This is a genomic window from Streptomyces sp. NPDC101110, assembly GCF_044759525.1.
Lineage (GTDB): Bacteria > Actinomycetota > Actinomycetes > Streptomycetales > Streptomycetaceae > Streptomyces.
Map to the genome: position 1 here is coordinate 505,151 of NZ_JBIVZM010000005.1, position 16,738 is coordinate 521,888.

The window sequence follows — 16,738 nt, forward strand, 5'->3', positions numbered from 1 at the left end:
CCCGCGAGCCCGGCTTGCTGTCCGACCGAGCCCCCGGGGGCCTTGCGGCCATGCCGATCACCTCACAGCCGGGTGCGTCATCCACCGGCCCCGACGCCGAGCCGCGCAGCGACGTACGCTGGAGACCCCCCGGCCCGCGGCGCGCGTCGGGCCCGTGGTGTTGCCCACCTCCCTGGACGGAAAAAGCCCCGAATGAGCCTGCACGGTCTGCTCGACGCCGTAGTCAAGGACGCCGCCCTCGCCGAAGCGATCAGGGCGGCCGCAGACGGCAACCGCATGCACGTCGACCTGGTCGGCCCCCCTGCCGCCCGGCCCTTCGCGGTCGCCGCCCTGGCCCGGGACACCGGCCGCCCGGTGCTGGCGGTCACGGCGACGGGCCGTGAGGCGGAGGACCTGGCCGCCGCCCTGCGCTCCCTCCTGCCGCCCGAGGGGGTCGTGGAGTACCCGTCCTGGGAGACGCTCCCGCACGAGCGGCTGAGCCCCCGCAGCGACACCGTCGGCCGCCGCCTGGCCGTGCTGCGCCGCCTGTCCCACCCGCGGCCCGACGACCCCGAGACCGGCCCGGTCTCCGTCGTCGTCGCACCCGTCAGGTCCGTGCTCCAGCCGCAGGTCAAGGGCCTCGGGGACCTCGAGCCGGTCTCCCTGAGAACCGGGCAGACCACCGACCTCAACGAGATCGTCGAAGCCCTCGCCGCAGCCGCCTACGCGCGCGTGGAGCTCGTCGAGAAACGCGGCGAGTTCGCCGTGCGCGGCGGCATCCTCGACGTGTTCCCGCCCACCGAGGAACACCCCCTGCGCGTGGAGTTCTGGGGCGACGACGTCGAGGAGATCCGCTACTTCAAGGTCGCCGACCAGCGCTCCCTCGAGGTCGCCGAGCACGGCCTGTGGGCGCCGCCCTGCCGCGAGCTGCTGCTCACCGAGGACGTCCGTACCCGCGCGGCCGCCCTGGCCGAACAGCACCCCGAGCTCGGTGAACTGCTCGGCAAGATCGCCGAGGGCATCGCCGTCGAGGGCATGGAGTCCCTCGCACCGGTCCTCGTGGACGACATGGAACTGCTGCTCGACGTGCTGCCCAAGGGCGCCATGGCCGTCGTCTGCGACCCGGAGCGGGTCCGCGCGCGCGCGTCGGACCTCGTGGCCACCTCGCAGGAGTTCCTCCAGGCATCCTGGGCGGCCACCGCCGGCGGCGGCGAGGCGCCCATCGACGTCGGCGCCGCCTCCCTGTGGTCCATCGCGGACGTCCGGGACCGGGCCCGCGAGCTGGACATGATGTGGTGGTCGGTCTCGCCGTTCGCCGCGGACGAGGAGCTCACCGAGAGCTACGGCGCCGACGCCGCCGGGGACACCCTCAAGCTGGGCATGCACGCCCCGGAGACCTACCGCGGCGACACCGCCAAGGCCCTCGCCGACACCAAGGGCTGGCTCGCCGACGGCTGGCGCGCGGTGTTCGTCACCGAGGGGCACGGCCCCGCGGCCCGTACGGTCGAGGTGCTGGGCGGTGAGGGCATCGCGGCCCGCCTCGACTCCGACCTCGCCGAGATCTCCCCGTCCGTCGTGCACGTGGCGTGCGGCTCGATCGACCACGGCTTCGTCGACCCCGCCCTCGGGCTCGCCGTCCTGACCGAGACGGACCTGTCGGGCCAGAAGGCGTCCGGCCGCGAGGGCGCCCGCATGCCCGCCCGCCGCCGCAAGACCATCGACCCGCTCACCCTGGAGCCGGGCGACTACATCGTCCACGAGCAGCACGGCGTGGGCCGCTACATCGAGATGGTGCAGCGCACCGTGCAGGGCGCCACCCGCGAGTACCTGGTCGTCGAGTACGCCCCCGCCAAGCGCGGCCAGCCCGGCGACCGCCTCTACATCCCCACCGACCAGCTGGAGCAGATCACCAAGTACGTCGGTGGCGAGGCCCCTACCCTGCACCGTCTCGGCGGCGCCGACTGGACGAAGACCAAGGCCCGCGCGAAGAAGGCCGTCAAGGAGATCGCCGCCGACCTCATCAGGCTGTACAGCGCGCGCATGGCCGCCCCCGGGCACGCCTTCGGCGCGGACACCCCCTGGCAGCGCGAGCTGGAGGACGCCTTCCCCTACGCGGAGACGCCCGACCAGCTCACCACCATCGCCGAGGTCAAGGAGGACATGGAGAAGACGGTCCCGATGGACCGCCTGATCTGCGGCGACGTCGGCTACGGCAAGACCGAGATCGCGGTCCGCGCCGCCTTCAAGGCCGTCCAGGACGGCAAGCAGGTGGCCGTCCTGGTGCCCACCACCCTGCTGGTGCAGCAGCATTTCGGGACGTTCAGCGAGCGCTACGCACAGTTCCCGGTGAACGTGAAGGCGCTGTCCCGCTTCCAGACCGACACCGAGGCCAAGGCGGTCCTGGAGGGCCTGCGCGAGGGCTCGGTCGACATCGTCATCGGCACGCACCGCCTGTTCTCGTCCGAGACGAAGTTCAAGGACCTGGGCCTGGTCATCGTCGACGAGGAGCAGCGCTTCGGCGTCGAGCACAAGGAGCAGCTGAAGAAGCTCCGCGCGAACGTCGACGTACTGACGATGTCCGCGACGCCCATCCCCAGGACCCTGGAGATGGCGGTCACCGGCATCCGCGAGATGTCGACGATCACCACCCCGCCGGAGGAGCGCCACCCGGTGCTCACCTTCGTCGGCCCCTACGAGGAGAAGCAGATCGGCGCCGCGATCCGCCGTGAGCTGCTGCGCGAGGGCCAGGTCTTCTACATCCACAACCGGGTCGAGTCGATCGACCGCGCGGCGGCCCGGCTGCGCGAGATCGTCCCCGAGGCGCGCATCGCCACCGCCCACGGCCAGATGTCGGAACAGGCGCTGGAGCAGGTCGTCGTCGACTTCTGGGAGAAGAGGTTCGACGTGCTGGTGTCCACGACGATCGTGGAGTCCGGCATCGACATCTCCAACGCCAACACCCTGATCGTGGAGCGCGGTGACAACTTCGGGCTCAGCCAGCTCCACCAGCTGCGCGGCCGGGTGGGCCGCGGCCGTGAGCGCGGCTACGCCTACTTCCTGTACCCGCCGGAGAAGCCGCTGACGGAGACCGCGCACGAGCGGCTCGCGACCATCGCCCAGCACACCGAGATGGGCGCCGGCATGTACGTGGCGATGAAGGACCTGGAGATCCGCGGCGCGGGCAACCTCCTCGGCGGCGAGCAGTCCGGTCACATCGCGGGCGTCGGTTTCGACCTGTACGTGCGGATGGTCGGCGAGGCGGTCGCGGACTACCGACGCCAGCTGGAGACCGGTGAGATCGAGGAGGAGCCGCCGCTCGAGGTGAAGATCGAGCTGCCCGTCGACGCGCACGTCCCGCACGACTACGCGCCGGGCGAGCGCCTGCGCCTCCAGGCGTACCGGGCCATCGCCTCCGCCAACTCGGAGGAGGACATCAAGGCCGTCCGCGAGGAACTCGTCGACCGCTACGGCAAGCTGCCCGAGCCGGTGGAGAACCTGCTGCTCGTCGCCGGTCTGCGGATGTTCGCGCGCGCGTGCGGAGTCGGCGAGATCGTGCTGCAGGGCAACAACATCCGCTTCGCCCCCGTCGAGTTGCGCGAGTCGCAGGAGCTGCGGCTCAAGCGGCTCTACCCCGGCGCGGTCATCAAGCCGGCGGTCCACCAGGTGCTGGTGCCGCGCCCGAAGACCGCGAAGGTGGGCGGCAAGCCGCTCGTCGGACGGGAACTGCTGGCGTGGGTGGGGGAGTTCCTGACGTCGGTACTGGGGTCGTGACGCCGGGGCGGCGGCGCGCCCGGTGACGGGACGGCGTCGCCACCCGGTCGCCGGGGCGGCGGGTCGGGGGCATTACCGGCGCCCCCGGTTGCGCTGAGCCGCCGTCAGGTCACCGGTCGTACGGGTGTGCGCCGCCGGCCCGGCGCAAGGCTTCCGCGAGCCGGTCGCGGACCGAGGCCTGCGCCGCGATACGGGCCTCCAGCACCGCGAGACGGTCCGCGGCCACCCGCAAACCCTTCCCGGAGGCGGGCCCCGCCGTGACGTCACCGTCCAGACACGGCAGGAACACCCTCGCGTCCTCCAGCGTCAGCCCCACGTCGAGCAGCTGCCGGATGTTGCGGACCCGCACGGCGGCACCGGCGTCGTACAGGCGATAGCCGTTCGCGGCCCGTTCGGAGGCGATGAGGCCCGCCTGCTCGTAGTGGCGCAGGGCGCGAGGTGACGTGCCGGTCGCCTCGGCGAGTTCGCCGATCCGCATGCGAGCTGCCGGCCTGTGCGTACGAGGTGCCGCCCTGCGAGGTTCTGCCATGCGCGTCAGTCTCATGTGACGACCGCACCGCCGTCCACGGGAAGGACCACGCCGGTGATGAACGAGGCCCGCGGCGAGGCAAGCCGGGCGATCGCCCACGCCACCTCCTCGGGGCGGCCGACCCGCCCGAGCGGCGTGTTGCGCAGCTGCCACGCCCTGATCGCGGCCTGCTGCTCGGGAGTGTGCCCGGCGTGTTCGCCGATGGGCGTGTCGATCGCGCCCGGGGCCACCGCGGCGACCCGGATCCCGAGGGGCGCGAGCTCCACGGCCCAACTGCGGGTCAGCACCTCCAGGGCCGCCTTCCCGGCGCCGTACAGGGAGTTGCCGGGCCAGCCGCGCTGCCCCACCGACGTGGTCACGTTCACGATGACGCCGCGGCTCTCCTCCAGCGCCGGGAGCGCGGCCTGGGTGAGCAGGACGGGAGCGAGGAGGTTCGTGGCGAGCAGGGGCTCGACGGTCTCGCGCGTGTAGGTGCGCAGCGAACGGGCGTCGACGATCCCGGCGTTGTTCACCAGCACATCGATACGGCCGTGCCGGTCGAGTGCCGTACGGACGACGGCCCCGGGGCCGTCGGCGGCCGTGATGTCGGCGACGAGCGGACTGATGCGGGACGGGGCATGGCCGGCGGTCTCGGCGAGGGGCGCCGCGCGGCGGCCCACCGCCACGACGTGTGCGCCCTCGCCGGCGAAGGCATGCGCGGTGGCACGGCCGATCCCGGTGCCGGCACCGGTGACGAGCACGACGCGCGCAGTCGCCCGCGCACTGTGCCGCCCGGTCCGCGGGTTCTGACGGGGAAGCGGGCGCGCGGGTGGAGGCGGAGAGGTCATGCGGGGATCGTCGGACCCTGACGCCGGTGTCAGGGTCAAGTCCAGACGGGCCGGGCGCAAGCGGCCCCCGGAGGTGACTCGGAATCGACGATGCGCGTGGGATGTGAAGTATGCGCCCCGAGGTCCGATGTGGTCTGAACTTCTTCCTCGCTACCGTGGAACCGGGCACCGGCAGCCCGTGCCGGAGCGGAACAGGCGGACAGAGGAGGGGCGCAGGGTGACGCGTCTGAGGGGTGGGGCGGCACTGGCTGTCGCGATGGTGTTCACCGGTTCGGCACTCGCCGGCTGCGAGGGCCTGGTCCCGCCCGCGGACGGCGGCGGGCCCTCCGGCTCCGGTGCGGCGTCCGTGGGCGACGGGCGGGCCGTGAACCCGCTGGACAATCCGGACGGCACCGAGCCGGGGCTGGCGGCCGTCACGTCCGCCGTGGACAAGGAGAAGGCGCGCGCCCTGATCGAGAAGGTGGAGACCAAGGGCCGCGGCCCCAGGACGGGTTATGAGCGGGACAAGTTCGGCTACGCCTGGATGGACTCGGCACCGCGTGACGTCCCGTTCTCGCACAACGGCTGCGACTCGCGGAACGACCTGCTGAAACGAGACGGGGAGGACCTGCGGTTCCGGGCGGGGTCGGACTGCGTCGTCACGTCCATGACGCTGCACGACCCCTACACCGGGAAGGTCATCGAGTGGACCAAGTCCCATGCGATCGAAGTCCAGATCGACCACGTCATGCCGCTCTCGTACGACTGGCAGATGGGCGCCTCCCGCTGGAGCAAGGACAAGCGGGAGTCCATCGCCAACGACCCGCTCAACCTCGTCCCGGTGGACGGGCCGACCAACGGCTCGAAGGGCGACTCCGGCCCGGCGTCCTGGCTGCCCCCGGACAAGCGGATCCGCTGCGCCTACTCGGTGCGCTTCGCCCAGGTGTCCCTGAAGTACGAACTGCCCGTGACGGCACCGGACAAGGAGATGATGCTGAAGCAGTGCGGCGGGTGATCGCCCCCCCCGGCGGCCGGTTGGCCCCTTGGGAGCCCAGCACCTTTGTCCGGCGGCCGGTTGGCCCTTGGGAGCCCAGCACCGGTCAGGCTGCCCGTCGGTGACGGCCGGACCCGTGCCCACCAGGTAATTCGGTTCCGTGGGGCCGCGCCCGTGCCTACCGTGATCACATGCAGCCGAAGATATCGATCCTCGCCGACCGCCCGGACATGCTGGAGCGGGTCGTCGGAATGGCGGACAGCTGGCCGGAGTTCGTGATCCAGGACCTCGTGGGCGCCGCCCACTTCCCGCGGATCGCCGCCGAACTCCCGGAGTACGTGCTGTTCGCCGAGGACGAGCAGGGCGAGATCGTGGCGAACGCCTACAGCGTGCCCTTCGCCCTCGGCACCGAGCACCGCGGTGGCCGACTGCCGGCCAACGGCTGGGACGCGGTCCTGGTGTGGGCGTTCTCCGACCTCCGGCGCGGAGTCCGGCCCGACACGGTCAGCGCGATCTCGGTCTCCGTCGCCCCGCACGCCCAGGGCCGCGGCCTGTCCACGGTGATGCTCTCGGCCATGCGCGACAACGCCCGGACCCGCGGCTTCCGGGAAGTCGTCGCGCCGGTCCGCCCCAGCGGCAAGCACCTCGAACCGCACACGCCCATGGAGGAGTACGCCCACCGCGTCCGCCCCGACGGCCTGCCCCAGGACCCCTGGCTGCGTGTCCACGCCCGGGCCGGAGCCACCGTCGACTCGGTGGCTCCGGCGTCGATGACGGTGGCCGCCCCGCTCGCGGACTGGCGCCGCTGGACCGGCCTTCCCTTCGACACCGACGGCGACATCGAAGTGCCGGGCGCGCTGGTGCCGGTGCGCTGTGAGACGGAGCGCGGATACGCGGTCTACGTCGAGCCCAACGTGTGGATGCGGCATCCCCTGTAGGGCGTGACGCGCTCCAGGTCCCACGACCGGGCCGGGGGCGGGCTGTTCACACGAAGTGATCATAATGACAACGGTTCGGTACAACCCGTGACCGCTTGTCCGTGTCGGGCTATACGCTCGGATCCGCAACAGGGTCTGTCACTCGCACGTCCGTCCCCATCGGTCACACCGGTCCAGGAGCAGTCATGTACGGCCACGGCGCGGCGCCGCCTCCCCGTAGCGCGGCAACGGTCATTTTCCTGCGCGTGCTGTTCGCCGCAGCCGGTTTCCTCACGTGCGGCGTGCTGGCCTGCGTACCGCTGTTCCGCGTGGCCGTCCTGCGCGGCCGGGCCCTCGACTGGGTGCTGGCCTGGGTCAGCCTGCCGCTGTCCATCGCCTGTTTCGCCGTCGTCGGCTCACTTCCGGAGGACGACGTCCGCACCGACATCGCGCTGGCCGTGATCCTGCTGCTCGGGGCGGGCGCCGCCATCTACTTCCTCGTCGTGGACATCGGCCACCACGCCGAGCAGCGGGGATTCGCCGGTTACGCCCCGCCCAACGCGGCGACCGTCACCCACACCCCGTACGGCTACCCGCACCCCGCGCCGCCCTACGCCCCGACGTCCACCCCCGTCCCGCAGCCCGCCGTGCCCCCCGCGCACCACACACCCACCGCGCACGACACGCCCCCGGCCCCGGGCGCGATCCAGCCGCCCCCGTCCCCCCAGCGGCCCGCCCCCGCCCGCATCGACCAGGTCCGCGCCGAACTCGACGAACTCAGCGACTACCTGCGCCGGCACGAGGGCGACGGCCACCACGACGGCCACCATGACGGCCACCGGGACGGCGACCACGAGGACGGAAGGTGACCGTGGCCGCAGGACGAGTCGTCGCCGGCCGCTACGAACTGTCCGCCGTCCTTGGGCAGGGCGGCATGGGCCAGGTCTGGACGGCGTACGACCAGCGGCTCGACCGCCGTGTGGCGGTGAAGTTGCTGCGCCCCGACAAGGTGGCCGGCCAGGACGCGGAGGAACTGCGCCGCCGCTTCGTGCGCGAGTGCCGGGTGACCGCTCAGGTCGACCACCCGGGCCTGGTCACCGTGCACGACGCGGGCAGTGAGGGCGAGGAGCTGTTCCTCGTCATGCAGTACATCGACGGGGCCGACCTCGCCGGCCACCTCGCCGAGCGCACTCCGTACCCCTGGCAGTGGGCGGTCGCGGTCGCCGCGCAGCTGTGCGCCGTGCTGAGCGCCGTGCACGCCGTGCCGATCGTCCACCGCGACCTCAAGCCGCGCAATGTGATGGTGAAGCAGGACGGCACCGTCACCGTCCTGGACCTCGGCGTCGCGTCCGTGATGGACGTGGACACCACCCGCCTCACCCACACCGGCACACCCATCGGCTCGCCCGCCTACATGGCTCCCGAACAGGCGATGGGCGGCGCGGTCGGCCCGTACACCGATCTGTACGCGCTCGGTGTGGTCCTGCACGAACTGCTCAGCGGCGACGTGCCCTTCTCCGGCTCCACGGCCCTCGGCGTCCTGCACCGGCACCTGTACGAACCCCCGCTGCCCGTGCGCCGCGTCCGGCCCGAGGTGCCCGAGGCCCTGGAGGCCCTCGTCCTGCGTCTGCTCGCCAAGGACCCGCAGCACCGGCCGGCCTCCGCGCAGGAGGTCTACGAGCACCTGGAGCTGCTCCTGCCGTCGCGCGGGACGCCCACCGGAGCGGCCCTGGACCCCACCCGCCCGTTCCTGCGTCCGCACGCCCCCTGGCCGGATCGTGCGCGCACCCCGGCGCCCCGGCCCGCGTCCGCCCCGCCCGTCACCGAGACCCCGGGGCACACGGACATCGCCCGCGCCGTCGACGAGGTCAAGCGGCTCCTCGGCGAGGGCCGCGTCACCCAGGCCGTCGACATCCTCGGGGGCATCCTGCCGGCCGCAGTCGAACAGCACGGCGCGCACTCCCCGGTCGTGCGCACCCTGCGCAAGCAGTACGCGGCGACGCTCCTGGACGACGGCCAGTACCGGCGCGCGCTGCCCGAGCTGCGCCGTCTCGCCGACGAACGCGCCGCCGAGGCGGGCCAGGCCGACCCCCAGGCCCTGCGGTTCCGCTACGAGGCCGCCCAATGCCTCGAACAGCTGGGCGACCCGGCCGCGGCGCTCGCCGAGTACCGCGCGGTGCTGCCCTACTACGAGAACCAGTACGTCGCCGCCGGAGGTCCGGAGCTGGCGCACGACGTGCGCCGCCGGATCGGCCACCTCCTGCTCGCCCTCGGCGACCGCGGCGGCGCCCACGACACCCTGGCCCGGCTGCTCCACGACGTGGAGCGCACCCACGGCCCCGGGCACCCGCTCGGCGCGGAGATCCGCCGGACGCTGCAGTGGCTGGGGCAGGTCCGCGGCTGACGGGCCGCGCGGAGGCGCGGCAGTGCCGGAAGTCCCGGTGAATCGTTGGTCGAATGGGTTGGCCAGAGGCTGGTCACTGCCTACCATCGATCACCGCAAGACCTTGTGCACCGTCGCACAATCTCCTCAGGAGGTCTCCTTGCACCGCCGCCGTCGCACCGCGCTCGTCCTCACCGCCGCGATCGCCGCCGCGGCACCCCTGCTCACCGCCTGCGGGAACGACGCGCATCCCGGCGCGGCGGCCGTGGTCGGCGGCCAGCGGATCACCGTCTCCCAGCTGGACGAGCGGGTCGGCGAGGTACGCGCGGCCCAGCGGGCGGCCGTAGCGGACGAGGCCCAGTACCAGCAGGCCATCGCCCGGACCGGCACCCTCACCCGCGACACCCTGCACACCATGGTCCTGGACCGGGTGCTGCACCGCGCCGCCCGGGACGCCGGAGTGACCGTCTCCCGCAAGGAGGTCCAGGCGATGCGCTCCGGCCTGGAGCAGCAGGCCGGCGGCGCCAAGGGGCTGGAGACGACCTGGCTCCAGCAGTACGGCATCCCGCCGCAGCGCCTAGACGAGAACCTCCGTCTGCAGCTGGAGGCCCAGAAGCTCGCCGAGAAGCTCGGCACGGGCACCGACCGCCCCGAGTTCTGGAAGGCCCTCTCCGACGCCTCCAACGACCTGAACGTCGACCTCAACCCCCGCTACGGCACCTGGGACGTCCAGAAGAGCAGCCGCGCCGACGCGAAGACGCCGTGGGTCCGGGACGTCACGGCGGCGCAGACCCAGCAGGGGATGTAGGCGACCAGAGGCCCTCCGAGGCGCGCCCGCACCCGGGGCCTCGCACCCCGGGGCCCGCACCCCGCCTTGCACCCCTGGGCCCGCACCCGGGGCCTTGCACCCCGGGGTTCCACACCCCGGGGCCTTGCACCCCCAGGTCCGGGCCTCCCGGATCCTGGCCTTACGGCCCCGCCTGGTCCCTGCAACCCGGCCCCTGCAACCCGGCCCCGGCCCCCTGTCCTTCTCGGTTCCTGACCCCCGGCCGCCCCCGCCCCCCTGTCCCCTGCCCCTCCCGGGCCCTGTGGACAACTTAGGGTGCCGTCCGCGGCGTGGGATAGCTTCGAACCGTGAACGCCAACAGCCCCGAAGCCACCCCGGGCCCCGAGCGGACCGCTCCCGACGCGGCCGCCCCGCCCGGCCGCGTCGTCCTGCTCACCACCAGCCACCGCGTCGCCCCCGGCCTGCTCTCCTGGCCGGCCTGGCAGGCCCTGCACGAGGCCGACCGGGTGCTCTGCGCGGACGGCACGCACCCGCAGCTGCCGTATCTGCGCGAGGCCGGGATCGACGTCGTCGAGGCGTCCCCGAGCGCGCAGGAGCTGGTCGACGCCTGCGCCGGCGGACACACGGTGGTCGTGGTGGCGACGGGCGAGGGGGAACCGGCCCTGACCGACGGCCTGGCCCGCCTGGCCGGCACCGGCCGCATCGCCATGCCCGAGCTGGAACTGCTGCCGGCCTCCTACGACCTTCCCGGCGCCCGGCTCCTCGACCTCGTCCAGGTCATGGACCGCATCCGCGCCGAGTGCCCCTGGTCCTCCCGGCAGACCCACCAGGGCCTGGCCAAGTACGGCATCGAGGAGGCGTACGAGCTCGTCGAGGCGATCGAGGAGGGCGACCGTGACGAACTGCGCGAGGAACTCGGCGACGTCCTCCTCCAGGTCGTCTTCCACGCCCGCATCGCCGAGGAGGGCCGCCCCGAGGACGGTGAGGAACCCTTCTCCATCGACGACGTGGCGGGCGGCATCGTCGCCAAGCTGATCCACCGCCACCCGCATGTCTTCGGCGACGCGACGGCCACCACCCCCGAGGAGGTCAAGGAGCACTGGCTGCGTACCAAGGCGGTCGAGAAGCAGCGCACCTCGATCACCGAGGGCATCCCCCTCGGCCAGCCCGGCCTCGCCCTCGCCGCCAAGCTGGCCTCCCGCGTGCGCACCGCGGGCCTGGACATACCGCTCCCGCCCGTCGAGGGCATCGGCTACGACCTGCTGGCCCTGGCGGTCCGTGCCGAGTCGGAGGGCGTCGACCCGGAGGCGGCCCTCAGAGCGGCGGCCCGCGCCTACCGCGACGCGATCCGGCAGGCCGAGGGCTAGGACCCGGGGGGCAGGGCCAGAGACGGGCGTCGCCCTGCCCCGGGGCCTGCCGGACCCGGGGAGTGCCGGGGCCCGCTCGGCCGAGCCCCGACGCAGGGCAGGGGCACCGCAGGAAGCCGGATACGGTCGACGCGTGACCGACCAGCACAGGCCCAGCCCGCCCCCGCCCGCTCCCGACCTCTTCACCTGGGAGTTCGCGAGCGACCCCTACCCCGCCTACGCCTGGCTCCGCGAGCACAGCCCCGTCCACAGGACGCGGCTCCCGAGCGGTGTGGAGGCCTGGCTGGTCACGCGGTACGCCGACGCCAAGCAGACGCTCGCCGACCCCCGGCTCTCCAAGAACCCGGCGCATCACGACGAACCGGCGCACGCCAAGGGCAAGACGGGGATCCCCGGGGAGCGCAAGGCGGAGCTGATGACGCATCTGCTCAACATCGACCCGCCGGACCACACCCGGCTGCGGCGGCTCGTGTCCAAGGCGTTCACGCCCCGCCGGGTCGCCGAGTTCGCGCCCCGGGTGCAGGAGCTCACCGACACCCTCATCGACGGCTTCGCGGCGAAGGGCTCCGCCGACCTGATCCACGAGTTCGCCTTCCCGCTCCCCATCTACGCCATCTGCGACCTGCTCGGCGTCCCGCGTGAGGACCAGGACGACTTCCGTGACTGGGCGGGCATGATGATCCGTCACCAGGGCGGGCCCAGGGGCGGCGTGGCGCGGTCCGTGAAGAAGATGCGCGGCTACCTCGCCGACCTCATCCACCGCAAGCGCGAGGCACTGCCGGCCGAACCCGCCCCCGGTGAGGACCTCATCTCGGGTCTGATCCGCGCCTCCGACCACGGCGAGCACCTCACCGAGAACGAGGCGGCGGCCATGGCCTTCATCCTGCTGTTCGCCGGTTTCGAGACGACCGTCAACCTGATCGGCAACGGCACCTACGCCCTGCTCACCCACCCCGGGCAGCGTGCCCGGCTCCAGGCGTCCCTGGCCGCGGGGGAGGGCGCCCTCCTGGAGACCGGCGTCGAGGAACTCCTCCGCTACGACGGCCCCGTCGAACTCGCCACCTGGCGCTTCGCCACGCAGTCCCTCACCCTCGGCGGGCAGCGCATCGAGGAGGGCGACCCCGTCCTCGTCGTCCTGGCCGCCGCGGACCGGGACCCGGAGCGGTTCGCCGATCCGGACGTCCTGGACCTCTCCCGCCGTGACAACCAGCACCTCGGGTACGGCCACGGCATCCACTACTGCCTCGGCGCCCCGCTGGCCCGCCTGGAGGGCCAGACCGCGCTCGCCACGCTGCTCACCCGGCTCCCGGACCTCCGGCTCGCCGTGGATCCGGCCGAGCTCAGGTGGCGCGGAGGCCTCATCATGCGGGGGCTGCGCACGCTGCCGGTGGAGTTCGCACCCACAGCACCGGTTGAACGTGACGAAACATCAGACCTGTGATCTTCACGTGATCTGCGCGGCATGAACTTGTGACAAGTGATCGTCTGCCGATACGTTCACCCATCAACGCGGCCGGTATCGCGCCGCGTCGGTCACTGCTGTCACGCGAAAGGTCTCCGTATGCTCTCCGGGAACGGTCGGCACCGTCGCCCCCGCCAGGCTCCGGCACTCCTCGTCGCGGCCGGAGTGACCGGCTCCGCCATCGCGATCCCCCTCCTCGGGGCCTCCGGCGCCAGCGCGGCCGACGGCACGACCTGGGACCGGGTCGCGGACTGCGAGACCGGCGGCGCGTGGAGCCAGAACAGCGGCAACGGCTACTACGGCGGCCTGCAGTTGTCCCAGGAGGACTGGGAGAACCACGGCGGCCTCGACTACGCCGCGAGCGCCGACCTGGCCAGCCGCTCCCAGCAGATAGCCGTGGCCGAGAGAATTCTCGCCGACCAGGGAGTCGGCGCGTGGCGCACCTGTGGCCTGCTCTCCGGCCTCGAGCAGGACAAGGGATCGGAATCATCCGAATCATCGGGATCATCCGACTCGTCCGACTCGTCCGGTGAGGTGGACTCGCCCGGTTTGCTCGACTCGCTCGGTTCGTCCCCTTCGGAGAGTGCTTCCCCGTCACCTTCGTCGCCTGACGGGTCATCGGCCTCAAGGGATGAAGGCGCCGATTCGGACAAGTCGCCCGAATCCACCGACTCGCCGAAGGGGCGGCAGTCCGGCAGCTCCTCGTCGGCCGATTCCAAGAGTGACAAGTCCGGCAACTCGCAGTCGGCGGACGACTCCTCGGAGCTGTCCGACACCGGCTCCGGCCGTCACCGCGGCCCCAGCGCCGACGAAAGCCGGGGGTCCGAGGACGGCCGAACGGGTGAATCCACGGGCCGTCATGCCTCGCGCGGTGACGACAGCTCCCGCGACGCCTCCGAGGGCGCCTACATCGTGGGCGTCGGCGACAGCCTCTGGTCCATCGCCGACTCCCTTGACGTCAGCGGCGGATGGCACGCGCTCTACGAGGGCAACGAGAAGTCCGTGGGTACCGATCCGGACCTCATCCTCCCCGGCCAGAAGCTCACGGTCGAGGGCGAAGCGGACGAGAAGTAGCTGTTCGGGCAGTGCGGAAACCGGGGCGGAAGTCGCCCCGAAACCGTGCGAGTTAGCGCCCCGATTCGCGGCTGATGTCCTGTTTGGGGCCCGTGAGAGATAGATCTCAGAAGCCCTGATCGTCTTTGAAATTCCGCCGATCGCGTGTCTACGGTCATGACCGCTCGCCACCGCGAGCCCCGGCTGCCGCAACGCCGAATCCTGCCAGCGGCCGCACGGGAACAGTCGTCGCGTCAAGCGCCGTAGGCAGGAGCGGGGGACCCAAGGTAGGTGCCCGACCGGCAGGTTGTGCCGGAAGGGCTCGGGGTGAAGCCGCGTCCCGGGAGGGACGCGGCCGGGCAACTCAACCGGCCCGAACCCGACAGCTCACCTCGCAGGCGTCGGTGAGGGGATCCATCCATGCTGTTTTCCGGCAAGGGCAAGCACCGTCGTCCGTCCAAGGCCACCCGTGCCGCCGCGCTCGCCGGCGTCACCGGGGTCGCCATCGCCGCCCCGCTGATGGCGGCCGGCAACGCCTCCGCCGCCACCGCCTCCGAGTGGGACGCGGTCGCCCAGTGCGAGTCCGGCGGCGACTGGTCCATCAACACCGGCAACGGCTACTACGGCGGTCTGCAGTTCTCCGCCTCCACCTGGGCCGCGTACGGCGGCACCCAGTACGCCTCCACCGCCGACAAGGCCAGCAAGGACCAGCAGATCCAGGTCGCCGAGAAGGTCCTGGCGAGCCAGGGCAAGGGTGCCTGGCCGGTCTGCGGCAAGGGCCTGTCGAGCGCCGGCTACACCGGCGGCGGCTCCTCGAGCGACTCCGGCAGCACCTCGCAGCAGAGCCAGCAGAGCACCGAGTCCCGCGAGACCCAGCAGCAGCCGGCCTCCCGCTCCGACGAGCGCCCCGCGGCCAAGAAGACCGTCACCACCCCGACCGGCAAGAAGGTCAAGAAGGGCGACGGCGAGTACAAGGTCGTCAAGGGTGACACCCTCAGCTCGATCGCCGCGGACAAGAAGGTCAAGGGCGGCTGGGAGAAGCTGTTCGAGCTGAACAAGGACATCGTCGAGGACGCCAACCTCATCTACCCGGGCCAGCAGCTGCACCTGAAGTAAGCAGCGGCCGACGGGCCCGCGAGGGACCCGGCCCGCCCGGACCCGTCCCAGGGTCCACAGGCTCCCCGCCCCGGTGCGTCACCCCCCGTACGCACCGGGGCGGGGTTTTTTCCGCAACGGGCTTTGTTCCGTTCGGAAACAATTTACTCTCGGTTCTGTCCATGGGGTGGGCGACCCGGTGGCCGATCGCCCCGGGCCGGTTAGGCTCATGTCGCGAGCCACCGGGCCCGCACCTCGCCGGGTCCACGCGACCCGCGTACCGCGTCACATCAAGAAGGAGATGCTCGTGCCGTCCATCGACGTCGTCGTAGCCCGGGAAATCCTGGACTCCCGAGGCAACCCCACGGTCGAGGTCGAGGTCGGCCTCGACGACGGCAGCACCGGTCGTGCCGCCGTCCCGTCCGGCGCCTCCACGGGCGCCTTCGAGGCCATCGAGCTCCGCGACGGCGACTCGAACCGCTACCTCGGCAAGGGCGTGGAGAAGGCCGTCCTCGCCGTCATCGAGCAGATCGGCCCGGAGCTGGTCGGCTATGACGCCACCGAGCAGCGCCTGATCGACCAGGCGATGTTCGACCTGGACGCCACCGACAACAAGGGCTCCCTCGGCGCCAACGCCATCCTCGGCGTCTCGCTCGCCGTCGCCCACGCCGCCTCCGAGGCCAGCGACCTGCCGCTGTTCCGCTACCTGGGCGGCCCCAACGCGCACCTGCTGCCGGTGCCGATGATGAACATCCTGAACGGCGGCTCGCACGCCGACTCCAACGTGGACATCCAGGAGTTCATGATCGCCCCGATCGGCGCGGAGTCCTTCTCCGAGGCCCTGCGCTGGGGTGCCGAGGTCTACCACACGCTGAAGAAGGTCCTGAAGAGCAAGGGCCTGGCCACCGGCCTCGGCGACGAGGGCGGCTTCGCCCCGAACCTCGGCTCGAACCGCGAGGCCCTCGACCTCATCCTCGAGGCGATCAAGGAGGCCGGCTACACCCCCGGCGAGCAGATCGCCCTCGCCCTCGACGTCGCCGCCTCCGAGTTCTACAAGGACGGCTCCTACACCTTCGAGGGCAAGACCCGCTCCGCCGCCGAGATGACCGAGTACTACGCGGAGCTCGTCGACGCGTACCCGCTCGTCTCCATCGAGGACCCGCTGTTCGAGGACGACTGGGAGGGCTGGAAGACCATCACCGCCAAGCTCGGTGACAAGGTGCAGCTCGTCGGCGACGACCTGTTCGTCACCAACCCCGAGCGCCTCGCCCGCGGCATCGAGGAGGGCGCGGCCAACGCGCTGCTCGTGAAGGTGAACCAGATCGGTTCGCTCACCGAGACCCTGGACGCCGTCGAGCTGGCCCAGCGCAACGGCTTCAAGTGCATGATGTCCCACCGCTCCGGCGAGACCGAGGACGTCACCATCGCCGACCTGGCCGTCGCCACCAACTGCGGCCAGATCAAGACCGGCGCCCCGGCCCGCTCCGAGCGCGTCGCCAAGTACAACCAGCTGCTGCGCATCGAGGAGATCCTCGACGACGCCGCGGTCTACGCCGGCCGCAGCGCGTTCCCCCGCTTCAAGGGCTGATCACCGA

At 72.1% G+C, this 16,738-nt stretch carries 13 protein-coding genes and 1 riboswitch; of the genes, 11 read left to right on the forward strand and 2 right to left on the reverse strand.

Annotation, left to right across the window (positions count from 1 at the left end):
- Window positions 1-192 precede the first annotated feature (192 nt).
- Window positions 193-3,750 carry a transcription-repair coupling factor gene (gene mfd, locus ACIQU3_RS14835; RefSeq protein ID WP_403733121.1) on the forward strand — a complete coding sequence of 1,186 codons (3,558 nt, stop codon included), beginning with the start codon at window positions 193-195 and terminating at the stop codon, window positions 3,748-3,750.
- Window positions 3,751-3,859: 109 nt separating this feature from the next.
- On the opposite strand, the gene ACIQU3_RS14840 is transcribed toward mfd, so the two are convergent.
- Entirely contained in the window at window positions 3,860-4,228 is a 369-nt protein-coding gene (locus ACIQU3_RS14840) for a MerR family transcriptional regulator (protein ID WP_403925352.1), read from the reverse strand.
- A 62-nt stretch (window positions 4,229-4,290) separates the two neighbouring features.
- Complete coding sequence (locus ACIQU3_RS14845; protein ID WP_403925238.1) at window positions 4,291-5,106, reverse strand: SDR family NAD(P)-dependent oxidoreductase; 816 nt, start codon at window positions 5,104-5,106, stop codon at window positions 4,291-4,293.
- A gap of 217 nt (window positions 5,107-5,323) precedes the next feature.
- On the opposite strand from ACIQU3_RS14845, the gene ACIQU3_RS14850 reads away from it, so the two are divergent.
- The 10 genes from ACIQU3_RS14850 to eno all read left to right on the forward strand — a co-directional run bounded on the left by ACIQU3_RS14850 (window position 5,324) and on the right by eno (window position 16,731).
- Complete coding sequence (locus ACIQU3_RS14850) at window positions 5,324-6,100, forward strand: HNH endonuclease family protein (protein ID WP_403733127.1); 777 nt, start codon at window positions 5,324-5,326, stop codon at window positions 6,098-6,100.
- Between the two features lie 170 nt (window positions 6,101-6,270).
- Window positions 6,271-7,017 (forward strand): N-acetyltransferase, encoded by a 747-nt coding sequence (locus ACIQU3_RS14855; protein WP_403733130.1) that lies wholly within the window; start codon window positions 6,271-6,273, stop codon window positions 7,015-7,017.
- Window positions 7,018-7,202: 185 nt separating this feature from the next.
- Complete coding sequence (locus ACIQU3_RS14860; protein WP_403733133.1) at window positions 7,203-7,865, forward strand: hypothetical protein; 663 nt, start codon at window positions 7,203-7,205, stop codon at window positions 7,863-7,865.
- A 38-nt stretch (window positions 7,866-7,903) separates the two neighbouring features.
- The gene (locus ACIQU3_RS14865; RefSeq protein WP_403733425.1) at window positions 7,904-9,400 is read left to right on the forward strand and encodes a protein kinase; all 1,497 of its coding nucleotides are present in this window, start codon (window positions 7,904-7,906) and stop codon (window positions 9,398-9,400) included.
- A 139-nt stretch (window positions 9,401-9,539) separates the two neighbouring features.
- A complete protein-coding gene (locus tag ACIQU3_RS14870) occupies window positions 9,540-10,187 on the forward strand; it encodes a SurA N-terminal domain-containing protein (protein WP_403733136.1) in 648 nt (215 codons plus the stop codon).
- A 326-nt stretch (window positions 10,188-10,513) separates the two neighbouring features.
- Entirely contained in the window at window positions 10,514-11,533 is a 1,020-nt protein-coding gene (locus ACIQU3_RS14875; protein WP_403925240.1) for a nucleoside triphosphate pyrophosphohydrolase, read from the forward strand.
- Between the two features lie 133 nt (window positions 11,534-11,666).
- Window positions 11,667-12,974 (forward strand): cytochrome P450, encoded by a 1,308-nt coding sequence (locus tag ACIQU3_RS14880; protein ID WP_403925242.1) that lies wholly within the window; start codon window positions 11,667-11,669, stop codon window positions 12,972-12,974.
- 120 nt (window positions 12,975-13,094) lie between these two features.
- Window positions 13,095-14,069: a transglycosylase family protein gene (locus tag ACIQU3_RS14885; protein WP_403733145.1), complete on the forward strand. Its 975-nt coding sequence runs from the start codon at window positions 13,095-13,097 to the stop codon at window positions 14,067-14,069.
- Window positions 14,070-14,297: 228 nt separating this feature from the next.
- A riboswitch (cyclic di-AMP (ydaO/yuaA leader) is annotated at window positions 14,298-14,464 on the forward strand.
- A 4-nt stretch (window positions 14,465-14,468) separates the two neighbouring features.
- Window positions 14,469-15,164, forward strand: coding sequence for a transglycosylase family protein (locus ACIQU3_RS14890; protein WP_403925244.1), 696 nt, complete (start codon window positions 14,469-14,471; stop codon window positions 15,162-15,164).
- A 286-nt stretch (window positions 15,165-15,450) separates the two neighbouring features.
- Window positions 15,451-16,731, forward strand: coding sequence for a phosphopyruvate hydratase (gene eno, locus ACIQU3_RS14895; RefSeq protein ID WP_366712643.1), 1,281 nt, complete (start codon window positions 15,451-15,453; stop codon window positions 16,729-16,731).
- Window positions 16,732-16,738: the final 7 nt, after the last annotated feature.